Genomic DNA, 22,646 nt, shown 5'->3' on the forward strand with positions numbered 1-22,646 from the left:
CTCGCAAACCCGGCTCACTCCTCGCGCTCACTGGGCCTCCAGGTAGCGGTGCACCAACGACACCGCCATCGCGCCCTCGCCGACGGCCGAGGCGACCCGCTTGACCGACTCGGCCCGCACGTCCCCGGCGGCGAACACACCCGGCACGCTGGTCTCCAGGTGGTACGGGTCGCGCGACAACGACCAACCGGCCGGCCGCCGCCCCCCGGCGAGCAGATCCGGACCGGTCACGATGAAACCACGGCCGTCGCGGACCAGCACCCCGTCCAGCCAGTCGGTGCGGGGCTCCGCGCCGATGAAGATGAACAGCCAGGAGGTGTCGACCGAGCGGGCCTCCCCGGTGCGGGTGTCGCACAGGGTGAGCCGCTCCAGGTGGTCCTCCCCCGCCCCGCCGACCACAGCGGTGTACGGGTGCACGGTGATCCGGTCGATCCGTTCCAGCTGGTCGATCAGGTAACGCGACATCGAGGCGGTCAGGTCCGCACCACGGATGAGCAGGTGCACCCTCGACGCGTACCGGGAGAAGTGGACCGCCGCCTGGCCGGCGGAATTGGCCCCGCCGACGATGTAGACGTCCTGCTCGACGCAGCTCGGCGCCTCGGTGGCGGCGGCGCCGTAGAACACCCCCCGCCCGGTGAAGTCGGCCAGCCCAGGGGCGTCGAGCACCCGGTACGACACGCCGGTGGCCAGCACCACTGTGTGCGCGGCGATCTCGGTGCCGTCGCCGAAGCGCAGCAGTCGGGCACCGCCGGCCTCGCTGAGACCGACCACCTCCCGGGCGCTGAGCAGCTCGGCGCCGAACTTGACCGCCTGGCGTCGGGCCCGATCGGTCAACTGCGCGCCGGAGACACCGTCCGGGAAGCCCAGGTAGTTTTCGATGCGGCTACTCTGCCCGGCCTGACCGCCGGTCGCTCGTCGCTCCACGAGCACGGTGCGCAGCCCCTCCGACGCTCCGTACACTGCGGAACCGAGACCAGCGGGGCCGCCGCCGATCACCACCAGGTCGTAGAAGTCACACGCCGGCACCACTGTCAACCCGGCGAGCGCGGCCAACTCGGCCTCGCTCGGGGCGACCAACGCCTTGCCCTCCGGCGTCACCACCAGCGGCACGTCCGCCTCGGTGGCCCCGGCCGCGTCGAGCAACCGGGTGCCCTCCGGATCGTCGGACAACAGCCACCGGTACGGCACCAGGTTGCGGGCCAGGAAGTCGCGGACCTTGAACGACGGCGCCGACCAGCGGTGCCCGACGACCCGGATCTCCGCGCTGGCCGCGTCCGGGGTGACCGCCCACGCCTCCAGCAGCCCGTCGACGACCGGGTACAGCTTCTCCTCCGGCGGGTGCCAGGGTTTGAGCAGGTAGTGGTCCAGGTCGACCACGTTGATGGCCTCGATCGCGGCGTCCGTGTCCGCGTACGCGGTGAGCAGCACCCGACGGGCGGCCGGGAAGATGTCCATCGCCGCTTCGAGGAATTCGACGCCGGTCATCTCCGGCATCCGGTGGTCGGCCAGCAGCAGCGCCACCTGTTCGCCGCGCAGCTTGACCTCGCGCAGCGCGTCCAGCGCCTCCGGGCCGGAGGACGCCCGCAACACCCGATAGCGGTCGCCGTAGCGGCGCCGGATGTCGCGGGCGACCGCCCGGGACACCACGGGGTCGTCGTCGACGGTCAGGATCACCGGGTTCGCCATGGCGCCATGAAATCACCTGCCGACGGTCGACCGCACCATCGCCGGCGCCCGGCGCACGGTTGACCGCCCCGCAGACGGGTAAGCCGGAGCGCCGCGCGGGTGGCCGGACATCGACGACCCGCCCGGTTGCCGCGCACACCTCGGGGGGCCCATGGCCGACGCGACACCGACCGGACCGCCAACGTCGGGCGGGATCGTGGAGCTGCGGGTGCACGGTGTCTCCGGCGCGGGCGCGGACCAGGTGTTGGACCGGCCGTACGTGTACCAGGTAGCCGGCGACCGCAGCGGAGGTTTCTACCGACCGCGCCCCGGATACCCGGACTCGACCGGTACGGACGGGGTGACGCTGGAGGCGTACCGCTGGAGTGACCTGCCGTCCGGCACAGCCGTGCGGACCCTGTCGCTGGTCTTCCTGCTGCCGTTCATGCTCTGCAACGTGGCCCTGTGGATGCGGCCGGCGAACACCATCTCGACGCGCGGCTTCATGGCGCTGTGCCGGGTGCTCGCCCTCACTCTCACCATGCTCTATGTGCTCTCCATCGTCGGGGTGGCGCTGGACCTGATCGCGTGGCGCTGCATGGGCACCCCGTCGTGCCTGGCCGGTCGGACCTGGCTGTCCTGGCTCGGCGGGCGCCCGATCGGGCTGCGCCTGGGTGTGCTGGCGCTCGTGCCGGTCGCCGCCATCGGGCTCGTCTGGTGGTTGGGCGCTCGCCCGGGCCATTCCTTCGACGCGTTCCGGACGCCGACGACGACGTCGAAACACCAGTTGAGCGCCGTCGGCCAGTGGGACGGCGAGCCGCTCGTGGGTCGGCTGCGCTCGGTCCACGTCGCGGCGGCGTTCGCCACGCTGAGCGGCAGCCTGCTGACCGCGCGAGCCAGCCAGCACCGCTCGTGGGTGATGGTGATCCTGCTGACCGCCACCGCGGTGGTGCTGCTGAGCTGCCTGGTCCTGGTCACGGTGGTGCGGAGCATCGACCGCACCGACCCGTCGCCCCGGGTGGACGGGGTCTTCCGCTGGCTGCGCACGATCGCCTGCGGCGTGACAATGCTGGTAATCGTGCACATCGTCATCAGCCCGGCGCCGTGGCCGCAGGGCGGCGTGCTGCCCGGCTACAGCGCGATCGTGGCCTGGCTGTTCGTCAGCCAGACCGTGCTGGTGGTCGCGCTCGCCGTGCTGGTGATCTGGCGGCGGGGTGGCGGGCAGCGCGGGTCACCCATCCGCGCGTTGGGAGCGCCGGTCTTCATGACGATCTCGGCCGGGCTCGCCGTGGCGTTCTCGGCCGAACTGGTCTACCGGGTGGCGGACCTGCTCGACCGCAACGGGACCACTGCTGACGGCCTGGAGACCAGCCCTCCCCTGGCGTACAAGTGGGCGATCTTCGGGTTTTTCCTGGCCGTGGTGACCGCACTGCTGGTGGCCGGCCTGGTCACCAGGATGACCCGGCGCGGGCGGCGGCGGGCCGCGCGGGCGATCGTGGCCGCCGACTTCCCGGACGCGCCGCCGCACGCGGCCGCCCGGCTGCGGCGGGTCGAGCAGGCGGTGGCCCGCGCCCGTTTCACCGAGAATCTGGAACCGCTCTCCGTGGTGTACGCCAGCCTGGCGGCGCTCGGCCTGGCCACCAGCCTGCTCGGCCTGCTCCAACTCCTACCCGGGGACGTGGCGCAGCGCTACGTCGGAGTGCCGGAGGGCATGGTCAACTTCCTGATCGGGTCGGGTAGCTACGTGATCGCCGCGATCCTGCTCGGCCTGGTGGTGGGCGGCATCTTCGCGTACCGGACACCGCAGTTCCGTCGGTACGTGGGGGTGCTCTGGGATCTGGGCACCTTCTGGCCGCGGGCGGCGCATCCGTTCGCCCCACCCTGCTACGCCGAGCGGGCCGTGCCGGAGTTGGCCAAGCGGATCACCTACCTGGTTGAGCAGGGGCAGGGGGTGCTGCTGGCCGGGCACAGCCACGGCTCGGTGCTGCTAGCCGCCGCGGTTCTGCAACTGCCCACCCGGATCACCGACCGGGTCGCCCTGCTGACCTACGGCTCACCGCTGGGCCGGCTCTACTCCCGGCTCTTCCCGGCGTACGCCGACGACCCGGCGCTGCGGGAGATCGGCGAACGGGTCGGCTGGCGCTGGATCAACCTGTGGCGCGACACCGACCCGATCGGTGGCTGGATCTTCGCCTCCCACCGTCCCGGGGAGGCCGAGACGCTGACCGGTCCGCCGGCGACGGTGGACCGGCGGTTGACCGATCCGCAGGACGTGGTGCCGGCACCCAGCGACAGCGTTCCGCCGCCGATCCTCGGACACTGGCCGTGCGAGTCGCAGGAGGCGTTCGGGGACGCGGTGAGGGACCTCACCGCGCGACTACGCCCCGCGCGCCCGGTACACGACTGAACCGGCCGGTACGACTGCTCCGACGGCCGGATATCGTCGCCTGGTGACCCCGTCCAAGCCACCCGCCCGCCGGTTGATCGCCTCCAACAAGAAGGCCCGGCACGAGTACACGGTGCTGCGCACGTACGAGGCGGGCATCGTGCTGGTCGGCACCGAGGTGAAGTCGCTGCGCGAGGGGCGGGCCTCGCTGGTGGACGCGTTCGCGCACGAGCGCGACGGCGAGATCGTGCTGTACGGCCTGCACATCGCCGAGTACGCCTACGGCACGTGGACCAACCACGCGCCGCGCCGCAACCGCAAGCTGCTGCTGCATCGCGCCGAGATCGACCGGATCCTGGACAAGGTCCGCGAGGGCGGGGTAACCCTCGTTCCGCTGTCGATGTACTTCGAGAACGGCTTCGCCAAGGTCGAGTTGGCCCTCGCCAAGGGCAAGCGCTCCTACGACAAGCGGCAGACGTTGGCCGAGCGCGACGCCAACCGGGAGATAGCCCGCGAACTGGGCCGGCACCTCAAGGGCCACCCCCGCCGACCCTGACGCCGCCGCTCCTCCCAGGACACGGCTCGCCCGTACGTGAGCACTACCGCCACCCGAGCCCGCGCCCGCGCCCGCGCCCGCGCCCGCAAGATCTAAGCAACTTCCCGGATGCTGCTGCCTCCGACGCGGGAGAGGCAGCAACATCCCTGATATTGCGCGGATCTTGACGACGGACGCCGATGCCCGACCGACCGGGGAGCGCGGTTTTGAGCGCCCGCGTCCGCGCCCCACATCAAGATCATGCTTGAACCAGGATGTAGTGGCCTCCTCGCTCGCCGACACCACTACTTCCTGGTTCGAGCACGATCTTGCGGGCTCGGACCAGGGATCCCCAGGCGTCCTGAGACAGCACAGCAGGATGCAACTGCTGGCCCGGACGCCCACTCACTCGCATGTTTGCTGCGTATTTCGGGGTTTCGCGCTGGCAAATGCGGGCGTTAGGGTGAGCCTGTGACGACGTACCGGATCGGGGAGGCGGCCGACCTGCTCGGCGTCAGCGCCGACACCATTCGCCGCTGGGTGGACGCCGGGCGCCTCACGGCCGAACGCGACGAGCACGGCCACCGGGTCGTCGACGGCGTCGACCTGGCGTCGTTCGCTCGCGCCCAAGCCAACGACCCGGATGCGGGCGCCGAGTTCTCCTCGGCCCGCAACCGGTTGCGCGGCATCGTCGTCGACGTCCGTAAGGACACGGTGATGGCCCAGGTCGACATCCAGGCGGGCCCGTTCCGGGTCGTGTCACTGATGAGCCGGGAGGCCGTCGACGAGCTCGACCTGCGGGTTGGTTCGGTGGCCGTTGCGGTGATCAAGTCGACCACTGTCGTGGTGGAGCGGGCCGCACCCGCCCCGGCGCGCGGACGGTCGGCCAGATGAACGCGGGGACGGTCGGGCGGACGAACGCGCGGGCGGTCGCCCAGACGAAGGTGCAGACGGTCGCGCCGATGCACGCACGCACTGTCGCCCGGAGCAGGCGTACGGCGGTGGCTGTCCTGGTGGCGGCCGGCCTGGCGCTGACCGGCTGCGGCGCGGGCGACGGCCAGGCAAACGGCAGCGGAGCTGACGGGCGGGTGACCGGCCCGGTGACCGTGTTCGCGGCCGCCTCGCTGACCGAGTCGTTCACCCGCATCGGGAAGGACTTCGAGGCCGCCTACCCGGGCAGCCGCGTGACCCTCAACGTCGCCGGCAGTTCCGCCCTGGCCAACCAGATCACCCAGGGCGCGCCGGCGGACGTGTTCGCCTCCGCCGCCCCGACGAACATGAGCACTGTCGTCGAGGCCGGCGACGCCGATGGCACGCCGAGCGTCTTCGCCCGCAACCAGTTGGTGATCGCGGTGCCCCGGGGCAACCCGAAGGCAGTGGCCGGCCTGGCCGACCTGAGCCGCCCGGGTGTGAAGGTGGCGCTCTGCGCCAGTCAGGTGCCGTGCGGCGCGGCGGCCCGCACCGCCCTGGACGCGGCCGGCGTCGCGCTGACGCCGGTCACCCTCGAACAGGACGTCAAGGGTGCGCTCGCCAAGGTGAAGCTCGGCGAGGTCGACGCGGCACTGGTCTACCGTACGGACACGCGGGCGGCGAGCGACGACGTGACAGGCGTGGAGTTTCCCGAGTCGGCGCGGGCGGTCAACGACTACCCGATCGTCGCGTTGAAGGACGCGCCGAATCCGAACGGCGCACGGGCTTTCGTCGCGTACGTCCGCTCGGCGCCGGCGCAGGCGGTCCTCGCCGATGCGGGGTTCCAGGCCCCGTGAGGCAGGTCCACGACCTCAACGCACCGAGCGGTCGCCCGGCCACGGCTCGACGGCGGGGTCGGGTGCCGGCGGCGCTGCTGATCCCCGCCGGGCTGGGGTTTCTGTTCCTCGTCCTGCCGTTGGCGGGGCTGCTGATCCGGGCACCGTGGACGACCCTGCCGGAGCGGCTCGCCGCGCCGGGCGCGTTGACCGCCCTGCGGCTGTCGGTGCAGACCGCCACCCTGGCCACCGCGCTCTGTCTGCTGCTCGGGGTGCCGCTCGCCTGGGTGCTGGCCCGGGTCGAGTTCCCCGGCCGTCGGCTGGTACGCGCGCTGGTCACCGTGCCGCTGGTGCTGCCGCCGGTGGTCGGCGGGGTGGCGCTGTTGCTGGTCTTCGGCCGACGCGGCCTGCTCGGTGGCTGGCTCGACAGCACGTTCGGCATCACCCTGCCCTTCACGACCACGGGTGTCGTGCTGGCCGAGGCGTTCGTCGCCATGCCGTTCCTGGTGATCGCCGTGGAGGGTGCGCTGCGTGCCGCCGACCACCGCTTCGAGGAGGCAGCGGCGACGTTGGGCGCCAGCCGCTGGACCACCTTCACCCACGTCACGCTGCCGCTGGTGGCGCCCGGCCTGGCCGCCGGGGCGGTGCTCTGCTGGGCCCGGGCGCTCGGAGAGTTCGGTGCCACCATCACCTTCGCCGGCAACTACCCCGGTCGGACACAGACCATGCCGCTCGCCGTCTACCTGGCGTTGGAGACGGACCTGGAGTCCGCGATCGTGCTCAGCCTGGTGCTGCTCGTCGTGTCGGTGGGCATCCTGGTGGCGTTGCGGGACCGCTGGATGACCACCGCATGAGCGACCGACTTCTCGACGCGAGGCTCGTCGTCGACCGGGGCGTCTTCCGGCTCGACGTGCCGCTGCGGGTTGCCCCGGGCGAGGTGGTGGCGTTGCTCGGCCCGAACGGCGCCGGGAAGACCACCGCGCTGCGGGCGCTGGCCGGGCTGCATCCCCTCACCGACGGGCACGTCACCCTCGACGACGTCGACCTGGACCGCCCGGCGACCGGGGGCTGGGTGCCCACCGAACGCCGGTCGATCGGCGTGGTCTTCCAGGACTACCTGCTGTTTCCGCACCTCAGCGCCTTGGACAATGTGGCCTTCGGACCGCGCCGGCACGGCGTCGAGCGGCGGGACGCCCGCGCCACGGCCCGGGAGTGGCTGGGCCGGGTGGGGCTGGAGGCGCAGGCGCAGCGCAAGCCGCGGCAGCTCTCCGGCGGTCAGGCGCAGCGGGTGGCGCTGGCCCGCGCGCTGGCCGTGGCACCGTCGCTGCTGCTGTTGGACGAGCCGCTCGCCGCGCTGGACGCCCGCACCCGGCTGGACACCCGCGCGGAGCTGCACCGGCACCTGTCGGCGCACGCGGGCGCGACGGTGCTGGTCACCCACGACCCGCTGGACGCGTTGGCGTTGGCCGACCGACTGGTCATCGTCGAGGGTGGCCGTGTGGTGCAGGAGGGCGACGGGCCGAGCGTGACCGCCCGCCCGCGCACCGACTACGTCGCCCGGCTGGTCGGGCTGAACCTGTACCGGGGCCGTGCCGACGGGCACGGGGTGCGGGTGTCGCCGGAGCTGACCCTCACCGTCGCCGACCGGTTGGACGGCGAAGCGTTCGTGGCGTTTCGCCCGGCCGCTGTGGCTCTGCACCCGGCCCGGCCGGACGGCAGCCCACGGAACACCTGGGCGGGCACAGTGGCCGGCGTCCAGCGCCACGGTGACAACGTGCGGGTGCAACTGGACGGACCGATCGGGGTGGCCGCCGACGTCACGCCGGCCGCCGCCGCCCAGTTACGGCTGATCCCCGGCCAGCGCGTCTGGGTGGCGGTCAAGGCGACCGAGACCCACGCGTACCCGACCACCGGCTGACTGACGCCGGCCGCAGCGTCACCGGGTGGACCCGGCCGGCGCGTCCGTCGCCGCCGCCCCTGCCACGCCGACCGCCGGCCCGCGCGGACGCCGACGAGCTTGCCCGCCAACGCGGGGCCCGTCAGCCGGCACGACACCGGCGCACACCCGGCGCGGCGCCCGCCTCAGCGGGTGCGGCCAACGCGGCGCGGGCACGGACGCGAGTCAGTCGACGAGCGGCCCAGCACGAGCGGCGCAGCACTCGCTGAGGGCGGGTACGGCCATCGCCGCCCCGGCACCGATGCGAGTCAGTCGGCGAGCAGATCGGAATGCGCGGCGCGCAGCCGGGCCAACGTCGGGTCGCTGCCCGGGACGACGCGGCTGTCCAGCTCGGCCCACGCCTCGGCCAGCGCCGCACGGACCGCGCCCAGCTCGGCGGCGTGCCGCTGTGTGCTGCGTCGGTGCTGCTCCTCAAGGCGGCGGGCCCAGCCGGCGGTGACCGTCGCGAGCCGGTCGGCGTCGGCGCGGGCCTGGGCGGCACTGCGGGCGGCTGCGGCGGGGACGATCGCGGCGACCGGGCGGGGATCGCCGTCGCGGGTGACGACGGTGACCGCGTCGGTCAGCTCGGCCAGCGCGACGAGCTGGCTGAACCGGGTGCGCGCCTCACGCAGCGGCACGGAACGCGGCGGGTCGGAATGAGGGGTGAGCGCGGGGACGGCCATGGATGCATGGTGCCGCGCGGGTATGACAACTATTCGCGGTCGTCAGTGGACGGTGCGTAAAAGTCGGTCCACTCGTCCGCCAGCACCGACCAGATTTCAATGTCGATCCGACCGCGCGGACCCGGGATGACCTGGCGCAACGTTCCGTCGAGGCGCAGGCCGAGCCGGTCGGCGAGGGCCTTGCTGCGGGTGTTGTCGGCGTTGGTACGCCACTCCACCCGATAGATGCCGCGCTCGCGCACCGCCCAGTCGACGATCCGGCGCACCGCCGGGGCGACCAGGCCCCTGCCCTGCGCCGCCGGCTCCACCCAGCAACCGACCTCGCAGACGCCCCGGGCCACGTCGAACGACACGAACATGACCCCACCGACGAGCGTGCCCCGCCACCACAGCCCCCAGATGCCACCGCTGTCGCTGGCCGAGAGGTCGGCGTACCGCTGCAACACCGCACGGGCCGACGGCAGGTCCGTGGCGACGAAGGACGGCGAGACCCAGGGTTGGATGTGCTCGCGGGCCCGGTCGAGGTGGGCGAGGAACTCCTCGGCCCGCCACGGGTTCAGCGGGCGCAGCTCGACGTCCTCGGTCAACGGCAGGGCGAACACCGGGCCTCCACTCAGTACGCTTCTCACGTCGGTAGCAGGCTCGCACAGCCACCCTGGCCGAGGCACGGCCGCCCTCCGCGCTCACCCCGGCGATGCGTCCGCAGCGCCCACCCCGGCAGGTGCGTCCGCAGCGTTCACCCCGGCAGGAACGTCCGGAGCGCGGCGAACTGGGCCACGGTCAGGTAGGAGGGGTTTGCGGCCTGCGGCTGACGGAGCACCTCCAGGGCGGCGAGCCGGTCATCGGCACGCAACAGCAGCCGGGAGATGCGGTCCTGTTCGGCGAGGATGGGCAGATCCAGCGGCACCGACCACGGCTGCCCCGGTGCGCCTGGCTCGGCCGCCCCGGTGACCTGCCCGACGCCCCACACCCCGTACGGCAGTCGGCCCCGGCTGCCGCTGGCCCAGAAGACCACCGGCTGCCCGGCGCACATCAACCGCGCCCGGTAGCCGGGACGCACGCACCAGCTCGTCACCAGTGGCTGCCGGGCGAACCGGGCGGCGAGGTCGACCAGGTCCGCGTTGCCCTTGATCAGCCAGGCGCCCAGGTCGTCGAGGCGTACCCGTGGCTCGGTCATCCGCCTATCCTGCCCGGCCGCCGGCCGTCCCAATCAAATGATCATGTGGGTCCAGTAGCTGAGCCACAGCACGAACAGCACGCCCTGCACCACCGCGAGCGTCGCGGTCAGCCACACGTCCACGCTGGTACGGCGGGCCCAGCGGGCCAGCACCAGCGCCACCGGGAAGGCGGCGAGCAGATAGCGCAGCAGGCTCTTGTACACCGGCGGGCCCATCGACAGCGGCACCAGCACCATGAGGACGCCGTACACCAGGTAGGCCAGCTCCCGGCGGCGGAAACCGACGACCAGCACCGCGAGGACGGCCACGGCGAACCACACCCGAGCGGCGTCGCGCGGCTCCCCGGTCAACCCGTCGAGCAGCACCGGGACGGGGTTCTGCACCTCGATTCCCCATCCGGTCGCCTGGGCGTGCTGGTAGGCGAGCCAGTCCCCGCCCCGCCACCGGCAGTACGCCATGAAGGTGAACCACCCGGCGGGTAACAGCAGCAACGGCCAGCCGATCCGGAGGTAGCCGAGCAGGGCGCGCGGCCCGAGCCGCCAGTCGTGCTGCCGGAGCAGCACCAGGGGCAGCGGCAGCGCCACGAGCAGGCCGACGGAACGGCTCATCGCCAGGAAGTAGCCGATCACGCCGACCAGCAGCCACCGGCGTCGCTCGGCGTAGAAGAAGGTGGCCAATGCGAGGCAGACGAAGAGCGACTCGGTCAGCGCGGCCTGGAACAGGAAGGCGGTCGGCAGCAGCACCAGGTACCGGATGAACCGGCGGGCCGCGTACGCGTCGCCGAGCAGCAGCTCCGCCAGCCGGTGGCCGTACCAGAGCGCCAGCAGGAACGCGACGTTGCTGATCACCAGCAGTGCCAACGCGTTGTCGCCGCCGAGCACCGCGCCGAGGGGCCGGGCCAGGAACGGGTACAGCAGCGGAAAGCCGAAATCTCGCCACGGCCCGGTCAGCGGCAGGGTGCTCAGCCGCAGGTAGAGCAGCGAGTCCCAGGCGAACCAGAAGGAGATCCACCGGTGCCCGGAGATCTCCCGCTGCTGCGCCCACATCAACGCCTCGTCCGGCGGCGGCGCACCGGGGACGCCGTCCCAGGCGTGCAGGACCATGAGCCCGAGCACTGTGAGCAGCAGCTTCGCGCCGAGGAACAGGCCGATGACGTACGGCCAGGGCGCCGGCACCCGGCGGGCCAGGCGCGCTCCGCCTCGGCCGACCGCGACCGCCCGCGCGGCCAGCGTCGCCGCGCCGCTGCGCCACCGGTCCATCCGCCCCGCTTCCCCGCTCCCCCGGCGCGCGGGGAGGTCGCTCTTCTCGTGGTACGCCACCGCGCGCCCCGCCGAAGCGAGGACCGGCTAGCACTAAGTGTGACATTCTGCGCGTAACGGGTGGACGCCGCGCCTCAACCATGGCGGTGAACAGGGAGCGCGTCAGCATGAGCGAGCAGAACGGCACGGTGGTCATCGGCGCGGGGCCGGCCGGGCTCACCGCGGCGTACGAGCTGCTCCGGCACGGCCGGTCGGTTCAGGTGTTCGAGGCCGACGAGGTGGTCGGCGGGATCAGTCGGACCGTGGAGCGCGACGGGTGGCGGTTCGACATCGGCGGGCACCGGTTCTTCACCAAGGTGCCGCGGGTGGAGGCGTTCTGGCACGAGATCCTGCCGGACGAGGACTTCCTGACCCGGCCCCGGATGAGCCGCATCTTCTACCGGGGCGCCCTGTTCAACTACCCCCTCAGCGCCGTGAACGCGCTGCGCAACCTGGGTCTGCCCGAGGCCGTCCGCTGCCTCGGCTCGTACGCCCGCGCCCGACTGCGGCCACCACGGGACCAGTCGCACTTCGAGGGCTGGGTGTCGGCCCGGTTCGGCTGGCGGCTGTACTCGATCTTCTTCAAGACGTACACCGAAAAGGTCTGGGGCATGCCGGCGGACCGGTTGCAGGCCGACTGGGCGGCACAGCGGATCAAGAACCTGTCGCTGGCCACCGCGATCCGCAACGCGCTGCTGCCCCGACGTCGGCGCACGGACGTGACCAGCCTGATCGAGGAGTTCCAGTACCCGAAGTATGGGCCCGGAATGATGTGGGAGCGCTGCGCCGAGCAGGTCCGCCAGCGGGGCGGGCACGTGTGGACGGGCAGTTGGGTCACCGCCGTGCACCGCGACCCGGCCCGTCGACGGGCGATCAGCGTGACGGTCAACGGCGCGGGCGGGCAGCGTACCGAAGCTGCCGACCACGTGATCTCGTCCATGCCGATCTCGGAGCTGGTGGCCGTGCTGCACCCTCCGGCGCCGCCGGAGGTGCTGGCCTGCGCGGCCGACCTGCGCTACCGCGACTTCCTGACGGTCGCCCTTGTCGTGCCGGCGGAGTTCTCGTTCGCTGACAACTGGATCTACGTGCACGACCCGGGGGTGCGGGTCGGTCGGATCCAGAACTTCGGCTCCTGGTCGCCGTACCTCGTCAAGGACGGCCGCACCTGCCTCGGCCTGGAGTACTTCGTGTTCGAGGACGACGAGATGTGGCGTACCCCGGATCCCGACCTGGTGGCCCTCGCCACCGCGGAGCTGGAGCGGTTGGGGTTGGTCCGACCCGGCGTAGTGGAGGCCGGCTACGTCGTGCGCATGCCCAAGGCCTACCCGGTGTACGACGAGCGCTACCAGCACAACGTGGACGTGATCAGGGCCTGGCTGACCGAGGCGGTGCCGAACGTGCACCCGGTGGGCCGCAACGGCATGCACCGCTACAACAACCAGGACCACTCGATGCTGACCGCGATGCTCACCGCCGAGAACATCGCCACCGGCAGTACGCACGACGTCTGGTCGGTGAACGTGGAGCAGGACTACCACGAGGAGTCCTGCGGCGGCGACGGCCGGCGGGGCACCGGCCGGGACGCGCCGGTGGTGCCCAGCCGGATCATCGCGGCGCCGGTCACCATGCCGGCGGGGTCGGACGACCGAGCCGCTGTCGCCGCTCCCCCGTCTCACGCGGGAAGCTGAGCACGCCCTCGCGACACGGGCAGGTGCTCAACGCTACAGATGCGTGCAGTGTGCCACTGTGGCGTCGTCCGGGCTGTGCGCATCCACGCCACCGGTGGTCTGCGCCTCGGTCTGCCGGACGGAGGCGATGACGCCGGCCGGTCCGCTGACCCGGAGCAGGTCCAGCACGCCCGGCCAGTCGGTCCGACCGTACGGGTTGACGATGCGGCTGGCACCGTTGCTGAGCAACGCGACACCGTTCAGGTCGGCGAGGGACCGACTGCCGGTCACCGCTTCCCGCGCCGCGCGCGGGTCATCCTTGGCGATCCAGTAGCCGCCCGGCTGGTTCCGGCGGGCACGCAACGCGGTGACGCACAAGGCTCGCACCTGGTCGTACTCCGGGGTGTCCTGGTCAATGCCGGCCAGCGGCGTCGCGCATTCCCGCCGGGCAGTCATCTCACGCTCATCAGTGATCACCAGCGGGCCGGCGTCGACCTGGTCGAGGACGAGGAAGGAGTCCGCGAGCAGGAGCCAGTCCAAGCGGCCCTGGCCGGCGCGGACCATGGCGACGGTGGCCTGCGGGCTGCTGGGGTCCGCGATGTCGCAGGTGTCGCCGTGCTCGGCGGCGATCGCACCGATGGCGGTGGCGAGGATCGCGGCGAGATCTGGTTCGTCGCCGCGCGACAGGTGGCCGAGCAGCGCGCCGCCGAGGCGGTGCGTGTACCAGGCGACGCCGTGGGAGCACAGCGACTCGGCGCCTGGAATGCCGGCGCCGTCGAGCAGGACGACAGCGCCGGGAACCGCACCGACGAAGTCCTCGTTCGGTCGATCGGTGCTGCCGGCGCTCGTGGCCAGGCTGACGTCCACTCGTGGGGCTCCTGTCCGGACCGCGTCGCCGTGCGGGGTGGCAGTCGGGCGGGTCGGGTTGGTGGAGACACGGTGCGGCGGCTAGCCGCTGGCCGCAGCGCGACGGATCACGTCGAGCGTTGGCGGGTGATGCCGTCCAGGATGGTGGTGAGGTTGTGGTTGAAGGTCTCCTCGGCGTTGAGGTGAGCGCCGTCGATGACGAGCCGGGCCACTGTGGGGTACCTGCCGGTTTTCAACATTCGCGTGAGGTAGGGGCCGAGGCTGGCCTGGAAGGCAGCCTCATCGGTGCCGGTGGAACGTGCGGTGCGGCGTTCGGTGACCTCTCTGCGGACCGATCCGACGATGAAGGCGTTGAGGGCGCCCACGGCCCGCTGGAGATCGTCGATGTCACGCACGGCGGGGGCCGCACTGAGCGCGGAGGCGGTCGCTTCGCCCACGGCGAGCGCGTGTGGTCCCAGGTGTGGCCGTCCGCCGAGCACGTCGGAGAACCACTCGTGGTCAAGGGCCGCGGCGCGGGTCGCGTGGGCGATGGCCAGCACCGTGTCGCGCCACCCCGATTGCCGGCCCACCTCGGCGATCCGGGCGTAGACGACGTCGACCATGAGATCGAGTAGCTCCGACTTGTTGATCACATAGTCGTAGAGCCGCATCGGACCGACACCGAGCTCTTTGGCGATCTTGCGTAGTGACAGCCCGTCGAGGCCGTGCACGTCGGCAAGCCCGATCGCCGTAGCGGCGATCTTCTGGCGGCTCAACGGCACCGGCACCGCCCGCGGTTGAGGTTCGGGCCGCTCCCAGACGGGCAGCGGCTCGCTACCGTACGGTGTATCCACCAATACAGTGTACGGTAGTGCCGTGAGAACGCGAATTGCGATCGCCGGTGGCGGACTCGGCGGGTTGACGCTGGCTCGGATCCTGCACCGACACGGCATCGACGCGATGGTGTACGACCGGGAAGCAAGCCGATCCGCGCGACCCCAGGGCGGCGCCCTCGATCTACACCCGGAGTCCGGGCAACTGGCCCTGGCCGAGGCGGGTCTGGCCGGCCGGTTCCGGTCGGAGGCGCGGCCCGAGGGCGAGGAACATCGCATCCTCGACCCGACCGGACGCACCCTGGTGCACCACGAGCCACAACCTGGCTCATTCTCCGGACGTCCCGAGATCGACCGCCGCGCACTACGTGATCTCCTGCTCGACTCCCTCCCCGACGGCACGGTTGCCTGGCGGCACCGGCTCGTCGCGGCGACCCCACGACCCGCCGAGGGCTGGGACCTGACGTTCCACGACGGTCGACGAGCCAGCTGCGACATCCTCATCGGCGCGGACGGCGCGCGCTCGGTCGTCCGGTCACTGCTGACCGACGTCGAACTGTCCTACGTGGCAACTCTCGTGCAGCTGAGCGTCGCAGACGTCGACCGACGGCATCCCGATCTCGCCGAGCTGGTCGGCCCCGGGAACCTGTGGTGTATCGGCGTGAACCAGATCCTGGCAGCGCAACGTCTCGGCGACGGCAGCCTCCAGGTCGGGATCTCGCTGCGCGCGGAGGACCGGCCCCTTGACACGTACCGCAGCAAGCAGTCCCTGCTGGACCTGTTCGCTGGCTGGAGCCCCCGCCTCACCGCACTCATCGCGGCGGCCGACAGCGCGCCGACGCCACGCCTGATCGAGGCGATGCCCATCGGTACGCGCTGGGCCAGCCGGCCGAACGTCACCCTCATCGGTGACGCCGCGCACCTCATGCCACCGGTGGGCGAGGGCGCCAACCAGGCAATGCTCGACGCCGCAGAACTCGCCGGCCAGCTCGCCGCCAACCCCGCCGACCCGAATGCGGCGATTCGTACGTACGAAGAGTCGATGTTCAGCAGGATTCGCCCGATCGCCGACATGTCGACGCGAGTCCAGGCGATGATGCTGTCCCCCACCGCGGCGGAAGACATCGTTCGTTTCTTCACCCGACCGGCAGAGCCGGCACGCGAAAATTGACATCTGGCGCTGTCGCCGCGGCTCGCAATAATCGTTCTATGACGACGGATGTGCACCCTGAGTCCGGTCTCCGCAAGGCCACCTTGACGGATCAGGACATGGCGGAGACATCGTGGGACCACTGCCGAATTCACGCGCTCGCCGTCACCGACGACGAGGGTCCGCCTGACGATCCAACTGTGGACTATCGGGAGGACGACGACCTCGACCCCACCGCACCGTCGGCACTGAAGCTGCATCTCGACCTGGACTACGTCGTACGCCGGGTCGATCCGGGGCCGATGCGGCAGATTCACTTCTGGGTCGCACCGGCCACGTTGATCTTCCACAACGTCTGGGACATCGTCGGCAGCCTGCACTCCGTCTGTCTGCCGTTCGAGTTGAAAGACCTGCGCCCGGAGGCTCCCTCACAGCCAGGGGAGCCCTGCTGGCGTCTGGAGGGACGCGACCTGGACCTGAGGTTCCAGGCATCGGGGTACACCCTTCACCTGCGCCAACCCCCGCGCTACGGCAATCGGGTGCTCCGGATGGCCGAACGGGGCGGCATCAGCTTCGACGTGAAGCCATTCGCCTGACCCAGGAAGGGCCGCCGGCCGCGACGAGGCACACCGTCCGGCGGACGGGAAGGCCGCAACCACGTACGAGAAGGAGGATCCGTCCTGGGGGCAGCCCATGGATGCTCGGTCAGGGCTTGCGGGCCACCGCGCCGTAGATGGAGGCGTCGGCAAGGGGCGGACGCCGCTCCGGTGGCACCTGCGGCCGCCACTCTGCGACCGGCACGATGCCGGGCTCGGCCAGCTCCAGACCGGTGAAGAAGCGGGCGAACTCGGCGCGGTCGCGGGGTACGGCGTCCTGCTTCATCCGGCCGGAGGCGAACTCGGCGTACATCCGCTCGACGATCTCGGTGGGGATGTGGTCGGTGGTGAAGTGGGTCAACGCGAGCCAACTGCCTGACGGCAGCGCGTCGAGCAGCCGGGCGACGTGCTCGTGTGGGCGGTCGTCGTCGGTCAGGAAGTGCGTCACGGCGATCAGCACCAGGCCCACCGGCTGGGACAGGTCCAGTGTGGTGCGCAGCTGCGGGTCGGCGAGGATCTTGTCCGGGTCGCGCAGGTCGGCGTCCAGGTAGGCGGTGGCTCCGGCCGGGCCGCTGGTCAGCAGCGCTCGGGCGTGGACCAGCACCATCGGGTCGTTGTCGACGTAGACCACCCGGGAGTCGGGGGCGACGGACTGGGCCACCTCATGGGTGTTGTCAGCGCTCGGGATGCCGGTGCCGACGTCGAGGAACTGCCGGACGCCGACCTCCTCGGCGAGGAACCGGACCGCCCGGCCGAGGAAGGCCCGGTTCTCCCGGGCGAGCGTGCGGACCCCTGGGTAGACGGCCGCGATCTGGTCGCCGGACTCCCGGTCGACGGCGAAGTTGTCCTTGCCACCGAGCCAGTAGTTGTAGCGGCGAGCCGGATGCACGGTCGTGGTGTCGATCCGGTCAGCACCCCGGCCCTCGGGCAATTCCGATGTGGACGACACCGTCACGAGACCTCCCCAGGTCGACGGGACACACCGCATCCATGGCGTCACCGGACGTGTCCAGAGGGACATCCTAAGCCGTACCCATGAGCCTGCGGGGCCCCCGGCGCGCGGACGCCGCAGGGGCGGGAAACCGCTTACCAGAGGGCTATTGACGGTCGTCACTGGCTGTCAGTACCGTGATGCGGGCAGCGAGAAAGCGCTTTCCGACCCCTCACCGTCCGACAGGGAGCGCCCCCATGCCCCGACACCTCCGTGCGTTCTGCCTGATCCTGCTCGCCGTCGCCACAGTGGTGAGCACCACCACCGCCCTGCCCGCCGAGGCCGCCCCGCGCTTCCGGGTGCTGGTCTTCTCCAAGATCACCAACTTCTACCACGACTCGATCCCGGCCGGCATCGCCGCGATCCAACAGCTCGGCGCCGCCCACAACTTCGAGGTCGTCGCCACCACCGACGCGGCGGCCTTCACCGACGCCAACCTCGCCACCTTCGACGCTCTCGTGTTCAACAACACCAACAGCCTCCCGACCTCGGGCGACCTGCTCAACGCCAGCCAGCGGGCCGCGTTGCAGACGTTCATCCGCAACGGCGGTGGTTGGGCCGGCCTGCACGCCGCCTCCGCCAGCGAACGCGACTGGCAGTGGTACGAGGGCCTGGTCGGCACGATCTTCGACTACCACCCCGACTTCTCGTCCACCGGCGGCACCTTCCCCGGCCGGGTCAAGGTGCTCGACCGGGCACACCCCTCCACGCGCAACCTGCCGGAGCTCTGGGAGCAGAGCGAGGAGTGGTACAACTGGCGAACCAACCCGACCGGCAACGTGCACACCCTCGCCCAGATCAAGGTGCGCGACGGGATCAACGGCTTGGACGAGGGCGTCGACCACGCGTACTCCTGGTGTCAGCCCTACGACGGCGGCCGGTCCTGGTTCACCGCCGGTGGGCACGCCAGCTCGCAGTTCAGCAGCGCGACCTTCCTGGAGCACCTGCGCTACGGCATCGAGTGGGCGGCCGGCGCGGTCGCCGGTGACTGCTCGGCCACCAAGACCAGCAACTTCGAACGGGTGGGGCTGGTCACCGAGAACCTGGCCGACCCGTTCGAGCTGGCCGTCGGCCCGGACCGGAAGGTCTACTACATCCAACGCACCGGCGCGCTGAAGGTGGTCAACTCCGACACCCTGCAGGTCACCACGTTGCTGGACTTCGCGTACACCTCGGCGATGACCGACCAGTCCGACGGGCTGCTCGGGATGACCCTGGACCGCAACTTCGCCAGCAACGGCTGGATCTACCTGCTCTGGTCGGACAAGACCCTCAAACAGCTCAACCTGTCCCGGTTCACTGTCGCCAACAACAGCGTCGCTCTCTCCTCGGAGAAACGTCTGCTGACCGTCCCCACCTATCGGGGAGAGGGCCGGGCCAACTCGCACATGGGCGGGTCGCTGGCCATGGACACGGCGGGACGGCTCTACGCGGCGATCGGTGACAACACCGACCCCTTCGCCTCCAGCGGCTACACCCCGGTCGACGAACGCTCCGGCCGCGCCGCCTGGGACGCCCAGGGCACGGCCGGCAACACCAACGACCTACGCGGCAAGATCCTGCGGATCACCCCACAATCCGACGGTACGTACACAGTGCCCAGCGGCAACCTCTTCCCGGCCGGCACCGCGAGGACCCGGCCGGAGATCTACGCGATGGGCATGCGCAACCCGTTCCGGATCACCGTCGAGCCGCAGACCAACGCGGTGCTGGTGGCCGACTACGGTCCGGACGCCCGCGCCGCCGACCCCAACCGCGGTCCGGAGGGGACTGTCGAGTTCAACCGGATCACCAGCGCCGGCAACTTCGGTTGGCCGTACTGCGTGGGCAACAACATCCCGTTCAACGACTACAACTTCGCCACCAACACCTCGGGGGCGAAGTTCAACTGCGCCGCACCCGTGAACAACTCACCCAACAACACCGGGCTGACCACCCTGCCGGCGGCGAAGTCCGCGCTGGTCTGGTACGCGTACTCCGCCTCCACCCAGTTCCCCGAGCTGGGCACCGGTGGTGGCGGGCCGATGAGCGGCCCGGTCTACGACTACGACCCGACCAACACCCGCACCACGAAGTTCCCCGAGTACTTCGAGGGCAAGTGGATCACCTATGAGCTGACCCGCAGGTGGTTCAAGACGCTGTCGATCCACAAGACGGCGCAGACCTTCAGCAACGCGCGCTTCGGCCCGACCGCCGTTGGCGACCTCCAGTCGATCAACGGGATCTTCGACAACATGAGCTGGATCCAGCCCTTCGAGGCGGAGTTCGGCCCGGACGGTTCGCTCTACGTCATCGACTTCGGCGAGGGCACCGGCAGCGGTCGCGGCGGCAGCAACGCCGGCGCGGGCATCTACCGGATCGACTACGTCGCCAACGGGCGGCCACCGACCGCGAAGATCGCCGCCAGCCCGGACAGCGGACGTACACCGCTCGCTGTCAGCTTCTCCTCGGCCGGCACGACAGCGGGTGACGGCACGGCGCTCAGCTACGCCTGGGACTTCACCAACGACGGCAGCACCGACTCCACCGCCGCCAACCCGAGCCACACCTACTCGACGGCCGGAAAGCACACCGCCCGGCTGACCGTGCGCAACAGCGGCAACGGGTTGACCGCCACCGCGGTCACCGACGTGGTGGTCGGCAACACCCGGCCGACGGTGACCATCACCGTGCCCGACGGCGGGTTCTTCGACTTCGGTGACAAGATCCCGTACACGGTGACGGTCACCGACCCGGAGGAGACCACCATCGACTGCGCCAAGGTGACGGTGCAGACGCAGCTCGGCCACGACTCGCACGCCCACCCGCTGGACGTCTACACCGGCTGCTCCGGGCTGCTCGCCACCGAGGCGGACGCCGGTGACGGCCACGGGCCCGGGCAGAACCTCTACACCCTGATCACCGCGCAGTACACCGACGGCGGGGCGACCGGCGGCGTACCGGCCCTGACCGGCTCGACCCGCGTGCAGTTGCAGCCCAAGAGCAAGGAGGCCGAGCACTTCAGCGCCCAGTCCGGCGTCACTGTCAACGACCGGGCCACCGCCCGCGCCGGCAAGCGACTCGGCGAGGTCGACCACAACGACTGGGTGGCGTTCGGGCCCGCGGACCTGCGCAACGTCGGCTCGGTGACGCTCGGGGTGACCAACGGCGGGCTCGGCGGCACCATCGAACTGCGCACCGGCTCGCCCACCGGCACGCTGATCGGCACGGCCACCATCGGCTCCACCGGCGGGTGGGACAACCTGGTCTCCCCCACCGTCACGCTGACCAACAAGCCCACCGGCACGACCACCCTGTACGCGAAGTTCGTCAACGCCGCCCAGGTCGGTGGCACCCCGGACCTGATGGCCCTGGACTGGCTGCGGTTCAACGGCGCCGGGGTCAAACAGGAACCGGGCGGGACGCTGTCGCTGGGCGCCAGCCCGACCGGCGGCGCCGCGCCGCTGACCACCACGCTCACCGCCACGGCGACGGCGCCGTCCGGGCAGAGCATCACCGACTACGCGTGGGACTTCGGCGACAACAGCGCCATCACGCACGGAGCGACACTACGGTCGACGGCGCACAGCTACCCCCGCAAGGGGACCTTCACCGCCCGGGTGACGGTCACCTACACCAGCGGGGAGACCCGCTCGCTCAACCTGACCATCACGGTCAGCTGACCCCGGTAGCCGGCGGGCGGGAGCGTCCCGCCCGCCGGTGCCACCAAGCAGGCCTCGCTCGCCGTGCCGGTCATCGGCCGGCCGATTCCAGGGCTGATCGCCGGTTACGCCCTCGATGGGGGTGCTTCTTGCGGACGCAGTGCGGTCAGGAGGCTGTCGAGTTGACCCCAGGCCCGCGCGCTGGCGATGGGGTCGATGTAATCCCTGGACTCGATGATGAGCCCGTCGCGGATACGCATCACGAAGACGCAGGGCACCGTGAACGCCTCACCCGTCTCGGCCACCTGCCCCTGATAGGCGAACTCGGCGACAATCACCTCCGGGTCCGCAGTTTCGTGAACTGTCACGTCGACTGGCTTACGGACCAGCGTCCGGGCGACCGGAGGCGGCGAGGTGAAGTGCTCGTGCAGTTCGTTGCGGCTCCGCAGCGGCGGCGGGTTGAGCGGGTGGAACGGATGCGTCACGTGGGTCTGTTCGGCGTACAGGTCGGCCAGGTCGTCGTACGGACCGTCGCAGACACCGTTCACCAGTTGGAGGAACGTTTCGCGGGGACTGCTCATGCCGGGCTTCCTTCGCGATCGGTAGATGTCACCTGAGGCACGCCGAGAGCTACCTCCTGGGTGGCTGGTACCCCAACGACGGCACCCTACTGATCTCAGCCTCGATCTGACTGTCCCGAAGCGCTCTCCTCGCCCCGCATCCACTGCATCGGCACCGACGGAGGCGCGTGTCGTACCTGTGTGTGAGGCTACGAGGCATGGCGACTTTCGTTCTGATCCACGGTGGTGGGGGCAGCGCCTGGGACTGGCATCTCCTTGCCCCCGAGCTGACGAGCCGGGGCCACGACGTGGTGGTTCCGGAACTGCCGATCGAGGACAGATCCGCGGGGTTCGCCGACTTCCGCCGGACTGTCGTCGACGCGATCGGCGACCGGAGCGACCTCGTGGTCGTCGGGCACTCGTACGGTGCGTTCACCGCGCCGCTCATTGCCGACAAGCTGCCGGTGCGGCTGCTCGTCCTGCTCACACCGATGGTCCCCAGACCTGGCGAGAGGCCCGGTGACTGGTGGGCAAACACCGGTTACCGCAGCGCCGAAGGGCTCACTGAGGAGCAGCAGTTCTTCAACGGCGTCCCGGCCGAGATCATCGCGGAGGCAGCATCACACAGCCGGGGCCAGGTCAGCGCGGAGGGCGACGAGCCGTGGCCCCTGGACGCCTGGCCAGACGTGCCGACGACGGTGCTCCTCGCACGCGAGGACCGGTTCTTCCCGGCGGACTTCCAGCGCCGGGTTGCCGCCGACCGACTCGGCGTCGTTCCGGACGAGATTGACGGCGGCCACTGCGTGCCGCTCAGCCACCCGAAGCAACTCGCCGACCGCCTGACCGCGTACCCGCTGACCTGACGGCGTGACCACGGCCGTGCCGTTTTGGAAGCGACGGTGGGGGCGGTGCACGTCGGCACCGCCCCCACGCCTG

20 protein-coding genes are annotated in these 22,646 nt (G+C 71.0%); 11 read left to right on the plus strand and 9 right to left on the minus strand.

All coding sequences use genetic code 11. The features are described 5' to 3' along the window. Positions 1 to 27 precede the first annotated feature (27 nt). The gene (locus ACLQ3F_RS07270; protein WP_425847286.1) at positions 28 to 1,686 is read right to left on the minus strand and encodes an FAD-dependent oxidoreductase; all 1,659 of its coding nucleotides are present in this window, start codon (positions 1,684 to 1,686) and stop codon (positions 28 to 30) included. A gap of 151 nt (positions 1,687 to 1,837) precedes the next feature. On the opposite strand from ACLQ3F_RS07270, the gene ACLQ3F_RS07275 reads away from it, so the two are divergent. From ACLQ3F_RS07275 to ACLQ3F_RS07300, 6 genes are all read left to right on the plus strand, one after another. Beyond that, positions 1,838 to 4,072, plus strand: coding sequence for a hypothetical protein (locus ACLQ3F_RS07275; RefSeq protein WP_425847288.1), 2,235 nt, complete (start codon positions 1,838 to 1,840; stop codon positions 4,070 to 4,072). A gap of 43 nt (positions 4,073 to 4,115) precedes the next feature. Next, positions 4,116 to 4,607: an SsrA-binding protein SmpB gene (smpB, locus tag ACLQ3F_RS07280; RefSeq protein ID WP_124856073.1), complete on the plus strand. Its 492-nt coding sequence runs from the start codon at positions 4,116 to 4,118 to the stop codon at positions 4,605 to 4,607. Positions 4,608 to 5,057: 450 nt separating this feature from the next. Beyond that, a complete protein-coding gene (locus ACLQ3F_RS07285) occupies positions 5,058 to 5,480 on the plus strand; it encodes a TOBE domain-containing protein (protein ID WP_393225799.1) in 423 nt (140 codons plus the stop codon). 68 nt (positions 5,481 to 5,548) lie between these two features. Next, complete coding sequence (modA, locus tag ACLQ3F_RS07290; protein WP_425847404.1) at positions 5,549 to 6,352, plus strand: molybdate ABC transporter substrate-binding protein; 804 nt, start codon at positions 5,549 to 5,551, stop codon at positions 6,350 to 6,352. After that, the gene (modB, locus tag ACLQ3F_RS07295; RefSeq protein WP_357225412.1) at positions 6,349 to 7,185 is read left to right on the plus strand and encodes a molybdate ABC transporter permease subunit; all 837 of its coding nucleotides are present in this window, start codon (positions 6,349 to 6,351) and stop codon (positions 7,183 to 7,185) included. Before modA ends, modB begins: the two co-directional genes overlap by 4 nt. Then, complete coding sequence (locus ACLQ3F_RS07300; protein ID WP_425847289.1) at positions 7,182 to 8,249, plus strand: ABC transporter ATP-binding protein; 1,068 nt, start codon at positions 7,182 to 7,184, stop codon at positions 8,247 to 8,249. Before modB ends, ACLQ3F_RS07300 begins: the two co-directional genes overlap by 4 nt. Positions 8,250 to 8,536: 287 nt before the next feature. Here the strand turns inward: ACLQ3F_RS07300 and ACLQ3F_RS07305 are convergent, their stop codons facing one another. The 4 genes from ACLQ3F_RS07305 to ACLQ3F_RS07320 all read right to left on the minus strand — a co-directional run bounded on the left by ACLQ3F_RS07305 (position 8,537) and on the right by ACLQ3F_RS07320 (position 11,447). Next, positions 8,537 to 8,950, minus strand: a complete 414-nt coding sequence (locus ACLQ3F_RS07305; RefSeq protein ID WP_425847291.1) for a type II toxin-antitoxin system prevent-host-death family antitoxin — start codon at positions 8,948 to 8,950, stop codon at positions 8,537 to 8,539. Positions 8,951 to 8,979: 29 nt separating this feature from the next. After that, a complete protein-coding gene (locus ACLQ3F_RS07310) occupies positions 8,980 to 9,552 on the minus strand; it encodes a GNAT family N-acetyltransferase (RefSeq protein ID WP_425847406.1) in 573 nt (190 codons plus the stop codon). 134 nt (positions 9,553 to 9,686) lie between these two features. Then, positions 9,687 to 10,127: a hypothetical protein gene (locus tag ACLQ3F_RS07315; RefSeq protein WP_425847292.1), complete on the minus strand. Its 441-nt coding sequence runs from the start codon at positions 10,125 to 10,127 to the stop codon at positions 9,687 to 9,689. Between the two features lie 33 nt (positions 10,128 to 10,160). Continuing rightward, a complete protein-coding gene (locus ACLQ3F_RS07320; protein ID WP_425847294.1) occupies positions 10,161 to 11,447 on the minus strand; it encodes a hypothetical protein in 1,287 nt (428 codons plus the stop codon). A gap of 107 nt (positions 11,448 to 11,554) precedes the next feature. Between ACLQ3F_RS07320 and ACLQ3F_RS07325 the strand changes: the two genes are divergently transcribed. Next, complete coding sequence (locus ACLQ3F_RS07325) at positions 11,555 to 13,114, plus strand: NAD(P)/FAD-dependent oxidoreductase (RefSeq protein WP_425847296.1); 1,560 nt, start codon at positions 11,555 to 11,557, stop codon at positions 13,112 to 13,114. A 33-nt stretch (positions 13,115 to 13,147) separates the two neighbouring features. Here the strand turns inward: ACLQ3F_RS07325 and ACLQ3F_RS07330 are convergent, their stop codons facing one another. Further along, positions 13,148 to 13,960 carry a hypothetical protein gene (locus ACLQ3F_RS07330; protein ID WP_425847297.1) on the minus strand — a complete coding sequence of 271 codons (813 nt, stop codon included), beginning with the start codon at positions 13,958 to 13,960 and terminating at the stop codon, positions 13,148 to 13,150. A 107-nt stretch (positions 13,961 to 14,067) separates the two neighbouring features. Further along, positions 14,068 to 14,793: a TetR/AcrR family transcriptional regulator gene (locus ACLQ3F_RS07335; RefSeq protein ID WP_425847298.1), complete on the minus strand. Its 726-nt coding sequence runs from the start codon at positions 14,791 to 14,793 to the stop codon at positions 14,068 to 14,070. Between the two features lie 22 nt (positions 14,794 to 14,815). Between ACLQ3F_RS07335 and ACLQ3F_RS07340 the strand changes: the two genes are divergently transcribed. Beyond that, positions 14,816 to 15,943 carry an FAD-dependent oxidoreductase gene (locus ACLQ3F_RS07340; RefSeq protein ID WP_425847300.1) on the plus strand — a complete coding sequence of 376 codons (1,128 nt, stop codon included), beginning with the start codon at positions 14,816 to 14,818 and terminating at the stop codon, positions 15,941 to 15,943. 98 nt (positions 15,944 to 16,041) lie between these two features. Then, complete coding sequence (locus ACLQ3F_RS07345) at positions 16,042 to 16,518, plus strand: hypothetical protein (protein WP_425847302.1); 477 nt, start codon at positions 16,042 to 16,044, stop codon at positions 16,516 to 16,518. A gap of 109 nt (positions 16,519 to 16,627) precedes the next feature. On the opposite strand, the gene ACLQ3F_RS07350 is transcribed toward ACLQ3F_RS07345, so the two are convergent. Beyond that, complete coding sequence (locus tag ACLQ3F_RS07350; protein ID WP_425847303.1) at positions 16,628 to 17,467, minus strand: SAM-dependent methyltransferase; 840 nt, start codon at positions 17,465 to 17,467, stop codon at positions 16,628 to 16,630. A 239-nt stretch (positions 17,468 to 17,706) separates the two neighbouring features. On the opposite strand from ACLQ3F_RS07350, the gene ACLQ3F_RS07355 reads away from it, so the two are divergent. Next, positions 17,707 to 21,171 carry a ThuA domain-containing protein gene (locus ACLQ3F_RS07355; protein ID WP_425847305.1) on the plus strand — a complete coding sequence of 1,155 codons (3,465 nt, stop codon included), beginning with the start codon at positions 17,707 to 17,709 and terminating at the stop codon, positions 21,169 to 21,171. A 104-nt stretch (positions 21,172 to 21,275) separates the two neighbouring features. Here ACLQ3F_RS07355 and ACLQ3F_RS07360 read toward each other — a convergent pair whose 3' ends face one another. Next, on the minus strand, positions 21,276 to 21,731 hold the full coding sequence (locus ACLQ3F_RS07360; RefSeq protein WP_425847306.1) for a nuclear transport factor 2 family protein: 456 nt from the start codon (positions 21,729 to 21,731) through the stop codon (positions 21,276 to 21,278). 197 nt (positions 21,732 to 21,928) lie between these two features. On the opposite strand from ACLQ3F_RS07360, the gene ACLQ3F_RS07365 reads away from it, so the two are divergent. Continuing rightward, positions 21,929 to 22,573 (plus strand): alpha/beta fold hydrolase, encoded by a 645-nt coding sequence (locus tag ACLQ3F_RS07365; RefSeq protein WP_425847308.1) that lies wholly within the window; start codon positions 21,929 to 21,931, stop codon positions 22,571 to 22,573. Positions 22,574 to 22,646: the final 73 nt, after the last annotated feature.

This window comes from Micromonospora sp. DT15, assembly GCF_049841475.1.
Lineage (GTDB): Bacteria > Actinomycetota > Actinomycetes > Mycobacteriales > Micromonosporaceae > Micromonospora.

What these genes read in the sequence shown, in the direction of transcription:
- ACLQ3F_RS07360 (WP_425847306.1), bottom strand. Translation starts at nt 21,731, where the DNA reads ATGAGCAGTCCCCGCGAAACGTTCCTCCAACTGGTGAACGGTGTCTGC.
- ACLQ3F_RS07270 (WP_425847286.1), bottom strand. Translation starts at nt 1,686, where the DNA reads ATGGCGAACCCGGTGATCCTGACCGTCGACGACGACCCCGTGGTGTCC.
- ACLQ3F_RS07325 (WP_425847296.1), top strand. Translation starts at nt 11,555, where the DNA reads ATGAGCGAGCAGAACGGCACGGTGGTCATCGGCGCGGGGCCGGCCGGG.
- modA (WP_425847404.1), top strand. Translation starts at nt 5,549, where the DNA reads ATGCACGCACGCACTGTCGCCCGGAGCAGGCGTACGGCGGTGGCTGTC.
- ACLQ3F_RS07365 (WP_425847308.1), top strand. Translation starts at nt 21,929, where the DNA reads ATGGCGACTTTCGTTCTGATCCACGGTGGTGGGGGCAGCGCCTGGGAC.
- ACLQ3F_RS07300 (WP_425847289.1), top strand. Translation starts at nt 7,182, where the DNA reads ATGAGCGACCGACTTCTCGACGCGAGGCTCGTCGTCGACCGGGGCGTC.
- ACLQ3F_RS07345 (WP_425847302.1), top strand. Translation starts at nt 16,042, where the DNA reads ATGGCGGAGACATCGTGGGACCACTGCCGAATTCACGCGCTCGCCGTC.
- ACLQ3F_RS07275 (WP_425847288.1), top strand. Translation starts at nt 1,838, where the DNA reads ATGGCCGACGCGACACCGACCGGACCGCCAACGTCGGGCGGGATCGTG.
- ACLQ3F_RS07355 (WP_425847305.1), top strand. Translation starts at nt 17,707, where the DNA reads ATGCCCCGACACCTCCGTGCGTTCTGCCTGATCCTGCTCGCCGTCGCC.
- ACLQ3F_RS07315 (WP_425847292.1), bottom strand. Translation starts at nt 10,127, where the DNA reads ATGACCGAGCCACGGGTACGCCTCGACGACCTGGGCGCCTGGCTGATC.
- ACLQ3F_RS07305 (WP_425847291.1), bottom strand. Translation starts at nt 8,950, where the DNA reads ATGGCCGTCCCCGCGCTCACCCCTCATTCCGACCCGCCGCGTTCCGTG.